The sequence below is a fragment of the Streptomyces longispororuber genome, from assembly GCF_024448165.1.
GTDB classification, from domain to species: Bacteria; Actinomycetota; Actinomycetes; order Streptomycetales; family Streptomycetaceae; genus Streptomyces; species Streptomyces longispororuber_A.
Genome location: NZ_JAMOLN010000282.1, coordinates 1 through 10,820 on the forward strand (window position 1 = coordinate 1; position 10,820 = coordinate 10,820).

The following is a 10,820-nucleotide window of genomic DNA, read 5'->3' on the forward strand; positions in this document are numbered from 1 at the left end:
GGGCCGGGACGGGGGCAGGGCTCAGACCGCGGTGAGGCCGTGCGCCTCGAAGATCGACTTCGCGGTGGCGACCTGCTCGGGGGTGGGCGAGGGGGTGTCGTGCAGCGTGAAGGTCTTGCCGAGCGCCTCCCACTTCGCCTCGCCGAGCTTGTGGAAGGGCAGCACGTCGACCCGGGAGACGTTGCCCAGGGAGCCGGCGAAGGCGGCGACGCCCTCGATGTTGGCGGGGTCGTCGGTCAGTCCGGGGACGAGCACGAAGCGCACCCACACGTCCTTGCCGAGGTCGGCCAGGCGGTGCGCGAAGTCGAGGGTGGGCTGCAGGGGGCGGCCGGTGACCTTCTTGTAGGTGGCGCGGTCCCAGGACTTGATGTCGAGCAGGACCAGGTCCACGTCGCGCAGCAGGGCGTCGGTGGCGCGCACGCCGAGGAAGCCCGAGGTGTCGAGGGCGGTGTGCAGGCCCAGTTCGTGCTTGAGGCGGTGCAGCAGCTCGCCGGCGAAGACGGGCTGGAGCAGCGGTTCGCCGCCGCTGATGGTGGCGCCGCCGCCCGCGGCCTCGATGAACCGGGTGTACTTGGCCGCTTCCGCGACGATCGCGTCGGCCGAGGTGCGCTTGCCGTTGCGCATCTTCCAGGTGTCGGGGTTGTGGCAGTACAGGCAGGTCAGCGGGCAGCCGGAGAGGAACGTCACGAAGCGTGTGCCCGGTCCGTCGACGCCGGTCGACAGGTCCCAGGAGTGCACGGAGCCCTCGGTGGGGCGGTGCGTCGCGGCGGCGGCCGGGGTGGCGGCGTCGTTCGCGCTCAGGTTCTGGGTGAGCAGCACGGTCATGGCAGGTCTCCTCGGGCTACGAGGTGCGGGTGGGGAGTGCGCGGCGCCCGGGGCCGGGGTGAGGGCCCGGCCCCGGGACCGCGGTTCGGGGTCGCTCTACAGCGAGCCGTGGAAGGTGCGGTTGATGACGTCCAGCTGCTGCTCGCGCGTCAGGCGGACGAAGTTCACCGCGTAGCCGGAGACCCGGATGGTCAACTGCGGGTAGTTCTCCGGATGTTCCATGGCGTCCTGGAGGGTCGCCTTGTCGAGGACGTTGACGTTCATGTGGAAGCCGTCGCTGGCCATGAAGCCGTCGAGCACGCCCGAGAGGTTGCCGATCCGCTCCGTGGGGGTGCGGCCCAGGGCGTCCGGGGTGATCGTGTTGGTCAGCGAGATGCCGTCCTCGGCGTCGTCGTAGGGCAGCTTCGCGACCGACAGCGCCGAGGCGATGTAGCCGTGCTCGTCGCGTCCGTTCATCGGGTTGGCGCCGGGGGCGAAGGGGGTGCCGGCGCGGCGGCCGTCCGGGGTGTTGCCGGTCTTCTTGCCGTAGACGACGTTCGAGGTGATCGTCAGGACGGACTGGGTGTGGACCGCGTCCCGGTACGTGGGGTGCTTGCGGACCTTCTCCATGAAGCCGTGGACGATCGTCTTGGCGATCTCGTCGGCGCGGTCGTCGTTGTTGCCGTAGGCCGGGTACTCCCCGTCGATCTCGTAGTCGACGGCGAGGCCGGTCTCGTCGCGGACGACCTTGACCTTGGCGTGCTTGATCGCCGAGAGGGAGTCGGCGGCGACCGAGAGGCCCGCGATGCCGCACGCCATGGTGCGCAGGATCTCCTGGTCGTGCAGCGCCATCTCGATGCGCTCGTAGGCGTACTTGTCGTGCATGTAGTGGATGACGTTGAGCGCGTGCACGTACGTCTTCGCCAGCCAGTCGAGCATCGCGTCGTACTGCTTCGCGACCGTCTCGTAGTCGAGGTGGTCGCCCTCGATGGGCTCGAAGCCCTCGACGACCTGCTTGCCGGTCTTCTCGTCGCGGCCGCCGTTGATCGCGTAGAGGAGCGCCTTGGCGACGTTCACGCGGGCGCCGAAGAACTGCATCTGCTTGCCGACGGCCATCGCGGAGACGCAGCAGGCGATAGCGGTGTCGTCGCCGTACTTGGGGCGCATCAGCTCGTCGGACTCGAACTGGAGGGCCGAGGTGTCGATGGCGACCTGGGAGGCGAAGTCCTTGAAGCCCTTGGGGAGTTCGCGCGACCAGAAGACCGTCAGGTTCGGCTCGGGGGCCGGGCCGAGGTTGTAGAGCGTCTGCAGGGCGCGGAAGGTGGTGCGCGAGACGAGCGGGCGGCCGTCCTGGCCCATGCCGGCCATCGACCAGGTGACCCAGGTCGGGTCGCCGGAGTAGAGGTCGTTGTACTCGGGGGTGCGCAGGAAGCGGACGATGCGGAGCTTGACGACGAAGTCGTCGATGAACTCCTGGGCCTCGGACTCGGTGAGGAGACCGGCCTCGATGTCGCGCTGCAGGTAGATGTCGAGGAAGTTGTCGATGCGGCCGATCGACATGGCCGCGCCGTTCTGCTCCTTCACTGCGGCGAGGTAGCCGAAGTACAGCCACTGGATCGCCTCGCGGCCGCTGGTGGCCGGGCCGGAGATGTCGTAGCCGTACGACATGGCCATGGCCTTGAGCTCGTTCAGCGCCTTGATCTGCTCGGAGATCTCCTCGCGGTCACGGATGACGTGCTCGGTGGGCCACTCGCTGCCGAGCCGGTCCTTGTCGGCCTGCTTGGCGGCGATGAGGCGGTCGACGCCGTAGAGGGCGATGCGGCGGTAGTCGCCGATGATGCGGCCGCGGCCGTAGGCGTCGGGCAGGCCGGTGATGATGCCGGAGGAGCGGCAGGCGCGGATCTCGGGGGTGTACGCGTCGAAGACGCCCTCGTTGTGGGTCTTGCGCAGGTGAGTGTAGATCTCGCGGACCTCGGGGTCGGCCTCGTAGCCGTAGGCGTTGAGGGCGCCCTCGACCATCCGCCAGCCGCCGTTCGGCATGATCGCGCGCTTGAGGGCGCCGTCCGTCTGGAGGCCGACGATGAGGTCCTTGTGGTCCTTCGCGTCGCCGTCTATGTAGCCGGGCTTGAAGGCGTCGATGCGGGACGGGGTGTGGACGTCCACGTCGTAGATGCCGCGCTCGATCTCCGCCGGGAACATCGAGAGAAGCTTGTCCCACACGGCGGTGGTGCGCTCGGTCGGGCCGGCGAGGAAGGAGCTGTCGCCCTCGTAGGGCGTGTAGTTCTGCTGGACGAAGTCGCGGACGTCGATCGCGTCCCGCCAGAGCCCTCCCTTGAAGCCGTCCCAGGCCTCGCCGTGCGTCGTCTTTTCCGCGGGAGTGGCAGTCATCTGCGGCACCTTCCCCATCTCTTCGACCGGTTCGTTGCTACGTATTCATTGGACTCCCGCGGAGCCGGTCCGGCGGGCCGCAATGGTCCTGAGTTCGGGACCATTGGGCCTCTTTCCGGCTCGACTCCGATCGGGATTACTGCTCTGACCTGGGATTTCCTTCGGGACTTTCGACCCACGTTCGCTTGTGAACACATTCACAAGAAATGCGGCGGAATTCCCATGGCCACATCGCGCGGGGAGGGGGCTGCGCCCGTCCGATCAGCTCGGGGACTCGGCGTTCTTGCGCGCGTAGTACCACCAGCAGACGACGATGCACGTGCCGTAGAAGGCCACGAAGCACCACAGGGCGCTCGTCACCGCGAAGTTGGCGAACATCGCGGGGATGAAGAAGAAGCCGTACGCGGCGATCGCGGCGGTGAAGCCGGTGACGGCGCCGGACTCCATCTCGGCCTGCTTCAGCGCCTTCGTGTACTCGGGCGTGCCCTCGGTCAGGCCCTTCAGGTGCTGGCCGCGGAAGATCACCGGGATCTGGCGGAACGTGGAGCCGTTGCCGATGCCGCTGAACAGGAAGGCCGCGTAGAAGCAGAGCAGGAAGCCGACGAAGTTGCCGCCCGCGCCGTTCGACGGCATGAAGTTGATGACGCCGATGATCGAGCCGGCCATGCCGACGAACGAGAGGATCGTGACGCGCGCGCCGCCCAGCTTGTCGCCGAGCCAGCCGCCGCCCCAGCGGGCGAGGGCGCCGACGGCCGGGCCGATCCAGGCGTAGGTGGCCGCCGTGTAGGAGGCGTCGATCGGGGTCCAGGTGGTCTTGATCAGCATCGGCAGGGCGGATGCGAAGCCGATGAAGGAGCCGAAGGTGCCGACGTAGAGCCAGGTCATCAGCCAGTTGTGCTTGCGCTTGAAGATGACCTTCTGCTGCTTGAACGGGGTGGCGGCGACCTTCAGGTCGTTCTGGCCGAACCAGGCGAGGGCGGCGAGGACCACGAGGACCGGCACCCACAGGAACGCGGCGTTCTGCAGCCACACCGGCGAGCCGTCGGCCTTGTGCTGGGCGGAGCCGAGGGCGATCACCGAGGAGGTGATGACGATCGGGGTGAGCAGCTGGACGACGGAGACGCCCAGGTTGCCGAGGCCGCCGTTGATGCCGGTGGCGTTGCCCTTCTTGGCCTTCGGGAAGAAGAAGCCGATGTTGGCCAGCGACGAGGAGAAGTTGGCGCCGCCGAAGCCGCAGAGCGCCGCGATGGTCGCCAGCGTGACGTACGAGGTGGAGGTGTCCTGCACCGCGAAGCCCAGCCAGATCAGCGGGATCACCAGGACGACGGTGGACAGCGCGGTGAAGCGGCGCTGGCCGATGCGCGGGCCGAGGAAGGTGTAGAAGATCCGGGCCGTACCGCCGGTGAGACCCGGGATGGCGGTCAGCCAGAACAGCTGCGAGGTGCTGAAGCTGAAGCCGACGTCGGCCAGGTTCGTCGCGGTGACGCTCCACACCTGCCACACCACGAAGGCGACGAGGAGGGCGGGGACGGCGATCCACAGGTTGCGGGTGGCGACCCGCTTGCCCACGGACTTCCAGAACAGTTCGTTCTCGGGTTCCCAGTCGCTGATGGCCCGGCCGGGCCGGTACTGCTGGGGATCGTAGGAACGGGTGACGTCGTCGACCACGGCGGCGTCCCGGACGGCAGGACTCATGACGTGTTCCTGGTGGTGAGGAGGGTTTTCCTTGCCTCTCCAGATTCGCGCCGGGATAAAGACCGCGTCAGAGGCGTTGGTCGCCCCCGGGGCACCCCAATGGCACCGTCCCGGGAGCGACCAAGGTCCCCCTGCTCACCCCGCGTTGGGAACCTCGTGGACGGCGAGGCGCACGGACGGGTCGTCGAGGCACTCCCCCGTGCGCAGGTCGAACTCCTGCTTGTGCATCGGGGAGGCGACGACGGGGGCGCCGTCGCGGGTGCCCATGATGCCGTGGGCGATCACGTCGGCGCCCGAGAACGGGTCGCGGGCGTCCACCGCGTAGACCGTGCCGTCGGTGGCCTTGAAGAGGGCGGCCTCGGTGCCGTCGGGGAGGACGGCGGCCCGGCCGCGGCCCGGCTCCAGGAAGCTCGGGTCGGCCTCGAAGGTCCCGAAGCGGGCGAGGGCGGCCGGGTCGTCGAGGACGGCCTGCCACTCGTCGCGGTAGGCGGCGGCGTGCCGGTCCAGCTGCGCCTCCAGGTCGGCGCAGATCCCGAGGGAGTCGTCGACGAGGACGGACGTGAGGTGGTCGAGGCCGCCGATCCGCTCGAACCAGGGGGCGGTGCGCTCAAGACGCTCGGCGGTGCGCACGTAGTACATGAGGAACCGGTCGGTCAGGCGCAGGAGTTCGGCCCGGGACAGGTCGGTGGCGAGGAGGTCGGCGTGGCGGGGGCTGGTGCCGCCGTTGCCGCAGACGTAGAGGTTCCAGCCGCCGGCGGTGGCGATGACGCCGATGTCCTTGCCGCGGGCCTCCGCGCACTCGCGCAGACAGCCCGAGACACCGCCCTTGATCTTGTGCGGGGTGCGCAGCCCGCGGTAGCGCAGTTCGAGGTCGATGGCGAGCTGCACCGAGTCGCCCTGCCCGAACCGGCAGAACTTGGCGCCGACGCACGACTTCACCGTGCGCAGCGACTTGCCGTACGCCTGCCCGGACTCCAGGCCCGCGGCGACCAGCCGCCGCCAGATGGCGGGGAGTTGCTCGACGCGCGCGCCGAACAGATCGATCCGCTGGCCTCCGGTGATCTTCGAGTAGAGGCCGTGGTCGCGGGCGACCTCACCGATCGCGATGAGCTGGTCGGCGGTGATCTCGCCGCCGGGGATGCGGGGGACGACGGAGTAGGTGCCGTCCTTCTGGAGGTTGCCGAGGAAGAGGTCGTTGGAGTCCTGGAGGGCGGCCTGTTCGCCCTGGAGGATGTGGGTGAGGCCGAGTTCGGGGGCGAGGGTGCCGAGGATGTTGGCGACGACCGGCTTGCAGACGGCGCAGCCGTCGGCGGCGCCCGCCCGGCCGGAGCCGTGGGCGGCGATCAGTGCGCTGAAGGACGTGATGCGTTCGGTGCGGACGACGTCGTAGAGCTCGGCGCGGGTCAGCTCGAAGTGCTCGCACAGGCCGCGGGCGACCTCGACGCCGGCGGCGGCGAGTTCGGTGTCGAGGACGGACTGCAGGGTGCCGACGCAGCCGCCGCAGCCGGTGCCCGCCTTGGTGCACCGCTTGATGCCGCCGACGTCGGTGAGGCCCTCGGCGGTGACGGCCGTGCGGACGGCGCCCTTCGTGACGTTGTGGCAGCTGCAGACCACGGCGTCGTCGGGCAGCGCGTCGACGCCGAGCGCGGCGCTCTCCTCCCCGGTGGCCGGGAGGATGTACGCCTCCGGGGAGGCGGGCAGGGTGCGGCCCGCGTGCGGCTTGAGGGTGCCGTAGGCGGCGGCGTCGCCGACCAGGATGCCGCCGAGGAGACGGCCGTCGGGGCCGAGGACGAGCTTCTTGTAGACGCCCTCGCGGGTGTCGGAGAAGACGACCGCCATCGCCTCGCCGTCCTCGCCCTCGTGCGCGAAGGGGTCGCCGAAGGAGGCCACGTCCGCGCCCATCAGCTTCAGCTTGGTGGAGGTGTCGGCGCCGGTGAACAGGGCGGTGCCGTTGCCGGCGAGCGCGTCGGCGGCGGCCTCGGCCATCTGGTAGCCGGGGGCCACCAGTCCGTAGACCCTGCCGTCGGAGGTCTGGGCGCACTCGCCGACCGCGTAGACGTACGGGTCCGTGGTCCGGCAGTGCGCGTCCACCACGACGCCGCCGCGGTCACCCACGGCGAGCCCGGCCTCCCGGGCCAGCCGGTCGCGGGGCCGGACGCCCGCCGAGAAGACGACGACGTCGGCGTCGACGACCCGGCCGTCCGTGAGGTGCAGGGCACGCGCCCAGCCGTCGGTGTCGGTCTCCACGGCGCGGGCCCCGACCCCGGTGTGCACGGCGACGCCCATGGACTCGATGGTGGCGCGCAGTGCGGCGGAGCCGCCGTCGTCGACCTGGAGCGGCATCAGTCGCGGGGCGAACTCGACGACGTGCGTGTCCAGGCCGAGGGTGCGCAGCGCGCCGGCCGCTTCCAGCCCGAGAAGTCCGCCGCCGATGACGACGCCGGTGCGGACGTCCGCGCGGGCGGCGTACTCGGTGAGGGACGCGACGTCGTACAGGGTGCGGTAGGTGAAGCAGCCCGGGGCGTCTGCGCCGTCGATGGGCGGGACGAAGGGGTACGAGCCGGTGGCCAGGACCAGCGCGTCGTAGGGGACGGTGGCGCCGGACGTGGTGGTGACGGTGCGGGCGGCCGGGTCGATGTGTTCGGCCGGGTCGCCCAGGCGCAGGTCGATGCCGTGCTCGGCGATGAACTCGGGCGTGGAGAGGGAGAGTTCGGCCGCGTCGGTGCCGGTGAAGGCGGAGGAGAGGTGAACGCGGTCGTAGGCCGGGCGGTCCTCCTCGGCGAGCACGGTGACGTGCCAGGTGGCGAGGGCGTCGCGCTCCGCGAGGAGTTGGAGGAGGTGGTGGCCGACCATGCCGTGGCCTATGAGTACCAGGTGGTGGGGCATGGGGTCACTCCGTGGGTGCGGTTCGCCGGTGGCTCTACGGGTTCGACGGTAGGCGCGAAGAGAGGGGACGCCGCGCCGAATTGGGCCTGTCGGGGCGGGACCTACGACCCGCCCGGCCGGGCCTTTCGCCGGGTCGCCGGGGCGCCGCGCGGGCGTAGCGTCGAGCGCGGTGGACGGTACCGGCCGCCCGCGCTCCCCCCGCGTTCCCCGGAGGCGTCCTCATGTCGCTCGTACTCGCCGTGCACGGCAGCGCGCTGCCCGCCGCGGGGGCCACCGTGGGGCGGCTGCGCGACGCCGTCGAGCGGCGGACCGGGGTGCGGCCCTCCGTCGGGCACCTGGACCATCAGCTTCCCTCTCTCAGCAGCGCGTTGAGCGCGTGCGACGGGGCGGGCAGGGCGGGCGCGGCCGGGGCGTGCGGCCACGGTGGGGCGTACCCGGCCGGCGCCTCGAAGACGGGTGCGGTCGTCGTGCCGCTGCTGCTCGGGGACGGGTTCCACCGCACCGTCGACATACCGGCCGTCGTCGCCGCGCACGGCGGTCCCGGGTGGGTGCTGACCCCGAGTCTCAGCGGGGCCTTCGAGGTCGACGCGGCGCTGGCCGGGCGGCTCGCGCGGGCCGAGGCGACGCGAGGCGGGCGCGTGGACGCGATCGTGTTCGCCGCCGCGGGTTCGTCGCGGCCCGGCGGGAACGGCGGGGCGCTGCTCGCGGCCCGACGCCTCGCCGGGCGGCGGCCGGGGACCCCGGTGGTCACCGCCTACTGTTCCGCGACCGGGCCGACGGTGCCGCAGGCACTGGCGGGGCTCAGGGCCGCCGGTCACCGCAGGATCGGGATCGTGACCCACCTGCTGGCGCCGGGCCGGTTCACCGCGTCGCTCGGCGCGGCCGGGGCCGACCTCGTCACGGAGCCGCTCGCCGACCATCCGGCCGTCGCCGACCTCGTCGTCCGCCGATACCGGGAGGCCGCCCCCGACGCCGGTCGGGCTGCGCGCGGCATGGCGCACATCGCCGCCTGATCTGCTGTCCTGGGCGCATGACGTCCACGCCAGACACACCAAGACCCGACCGGCAGACCCTCCCCACGCGCCGGCCGTCCCCGCTCCGCCGCATGGTGGAACGGGGACGCGACGAGGAGCATCGGGTCGCGTCGTCGCTGGAGCTGTTCTTCGACCTCTGTTTCGTCGTCGCGGTGGCCCAGGGCGGGGTGGAGCTGGTGCACGCCGTCGCCGAGGGGCACGCGGGCAGCGGGGTGGCCGACTACGCGCGGATCTTCTTCGCGATCTGGTGGGCCTGGATGAACTTCACGTGGTTCGCGTCGGCGTACGACAACGACGACGTGGTCTACCGGCTCGTCACCCTCGTCCAGATCGCGGGCGTGCTGGTGCTGGCGGCCGGGGTGTCGCGGGCCTTCGAGAACGACGACTTCACCGTCGTCGTGATCGGCTACGTGATCATGCGGCTCGCCATGTCGGCGCACTGGCTGCGGGCCGCCCGGTCGAGCACGGGGGCGGAGCGCACGGCCGCGCTGCGGTACGCGGGCGGTGTGCTGCTGTGCCAGGTCGGCTGGCTCGCGCTGCTGTTCCTGCCGGCGGCCTCGGTGCCCTGGGTGTTCGTCGTGCTGGCCGTCCTGGAGATGTGCGTGCCCCTGTACGCGGAGAAGGACCGGCAGACGTCCTGGCACCCGCACCACATCGCCGAGCGCTACGGCCTGTTCACGATCATCGTGCTCGGCGAGACGATCGCGGCGGCGACCGTCGCGGTGAAGTCGGGGGTCGAGGAGAACGACGCGCTCGGCGAGGTGCTGCCGATCGCGGCGGGCGGGCTGCTGATCGTGTTCGCGGCGTGGTGGATCTATTTCGCGGTGCCGATCCACGACCGGCTGGCGTCCAACCGCCAGGGGTTCCTGTGGGGGTACGGCCACTACTTCGTCTTCGCGTCGGCGGCGGCGATCGGCGCGGGCATCGAGGTCGCCGTCGAGCAGGCCGTCGGGAAGGCGCACATCTCGACGACGGCGGCGTCGGCGGCCGTGACGATCCCCTCGGCGGTGTTCCTGCTGATGGTGTGGGCGCTGCACGCGCGGTACTTCAAGGAGGGCGCGGCGCAGCAGCTGACGCTGCCGGTGAGTGCGGTGCTGGTGCTCTGCTGCACGTTCGCGGGGAGCTGGGCGGTGCTCGCGGCGGGCATCGTGGCGGCGCTCACGGTGGCGGTCGGCGTGACGCTGTCGGCCAGGAGCGCGCGGCCGGCCGGGGCGCGGGCGGCGTAGCGGACGAGGCCCCGGCGGGACGGCGCGCGGCACGGAGGAGCCGGTCAACCTCCGTGGTACGCATGGGACATGACGACGACTGCGCACCATGACGCCCTCACCGACGTGGCAGGACTGCGCGTCGGGCACGCCACCCGCACCGGCGGCGGTTTCCTGACCGGCACCACCGTCGTGCTCGCTCCGGCGGGCGGCGCGGTGACCGCCGTCGACGTGCGGGGCGGCGGCCCGGGCACCCGGGAGACGGACGCGCTCGACCCGCGCAACCTGGTGCAGCGCATCGAGGCGGTCGTGCTGACCGGCGGCAGCGCCTTCGGCCTCGACTCGGCGTCGGGCGTGGTGGCGTGGCTGGAGGAGCAGGGGCGCGGGGTCCGGGTCGGCCCGGATCCTGCACAGGTCGTCCCGGTGGTCCCGGCGGCGTGCGTCTTCGACCTCGGCCGGGGCGGCGACTGGCGGGCCAGGCCCGACGCCGCGACGGGCCTCGACGCGGTGCGGGCCGCGGCGGCGACGGACCCGCACGCGCCGGTGCCGGAGGGGAGCGTCGGGGCGGGCACCGGCGCGCTGGTCGGCAAGGTGCGGGGCGGCGTCGGCACGGCGTCCACCGTGCTCGACTCGGGGATCACGGTCGGCGCCCTGGTCGTCGCCAACGCGGCGGGCTCGGCGGTGGATCCGGCGACCGGGGCGCTGTACGGGGAGTTCTTCGCGGGGCGGGGCCCGGTGACGTATCCGTCCGCCGCGACGCACGAGCGGGCGGTCCTGCGGCTCGCGGAGGCGGCCGCCGCGAACGGCC

At 71.7% G+C, this 10,820-nt stretch carries 7 protein-coding genes; 3 read left to right on the forward strand and 4 right to left on the reverse strand.

Annotated features, from left to right (window positions below; all coding sequences use genetic code 11):
• Positions 1 to 21: 21 nt before the first annotated feature.
• The 4 genes from pflA to nirB form a co-directional block, all read right to left on the reverse strand.
• Positions 22 to 825 (reverse strand): pyruvate formate-lyase-activating protein, encoded by an 804-nt coding sequence (pflA, locus tag M4J07_RS43560; protein WP_255982063.1) that lies wholly within the window; start codon positions 823 to 825, stop codon positions 22 to 24.
• 96 nt (positions 826 to 921) lie between these two features.
• Positions 922 to 3,192, reverse strand: a complete 2,271-nt coding sequence (gene pflB / locus M4J07_RS43565; protein ID WP_255982065.1) for a formate C-acetyltransferase — start codon at positions 3,190 to 3,192, stop codon at positions 922 to 924.
• A gap of 261 nt (positions 3,193 to 3,453) precedes the next feature.
• Entirely contained in the window at positions 3,454 to 4,887 is a 1,434-nt protein-coding gene (locus M4J07_RS43570) for a NarK family nitrate/nitrite MFS transporter (protein ID WP_255982067.1), read from the reverse strand.
• A gap of 135 nt (positions 4,888 to 5,022) precedes the next feature.
• Positions 5,023 to 7,773, reverse strand: coding sequence for a nitrite reductase large subunit NirB (nirB, locus tag M4J07_RS43575; protein ID WP_255982069.1), 2,751 nt, complete (start codon positions 7,771 to 7,773; stop codon positions 5,023 to 5,025).
• A 221-nt stretch (positions 7,774 to 7,994) separates the two neighbouring features.
• On the opposite strand from nirB, the gene M4J07_RS43580 reads away from it, so the two are divergent.
• The 3 genes from M4J07_RS43580 to M4J07_RS43590 all read left to right on the forward strand — a co-directional run.
• Positions 7,995 to 8,786 carry a sirohydrochlorin chelatase gene (locus tag M4J07_RS43580; protein WP_255982071.1) on the forward strand — a complete coding sequence of 264 codons (792 nt, stop codon included), beginning with the start codon at positions 7,995 to 7,997 and terminating at the stop codon, positions 8,784 to 8,786.
• Positions 8,787 to 8,803: 17 nt separating this feature from the next.
• On the forward strand, positions 8,804 to 10,033 hold the full coding sequence (locus M4J07_RS43585) for a low temperature requirement protein A (RefSeq protein WP_255982073.1): 1,230 nt from the start codon (positions 8,804 to 8,806) through the stop codon (positions 10,031 to 10,033).
• Between the two features lie 69 nt (positions 10,034 to 10,102).
• Positions 10,103 to 10,820: P1 family peptidase (locus M4J07_RS43590; RefSeq protein WP_255982075.1), on the forward strand; the 718-nt coding region annotated here is incomplete at its 3' end.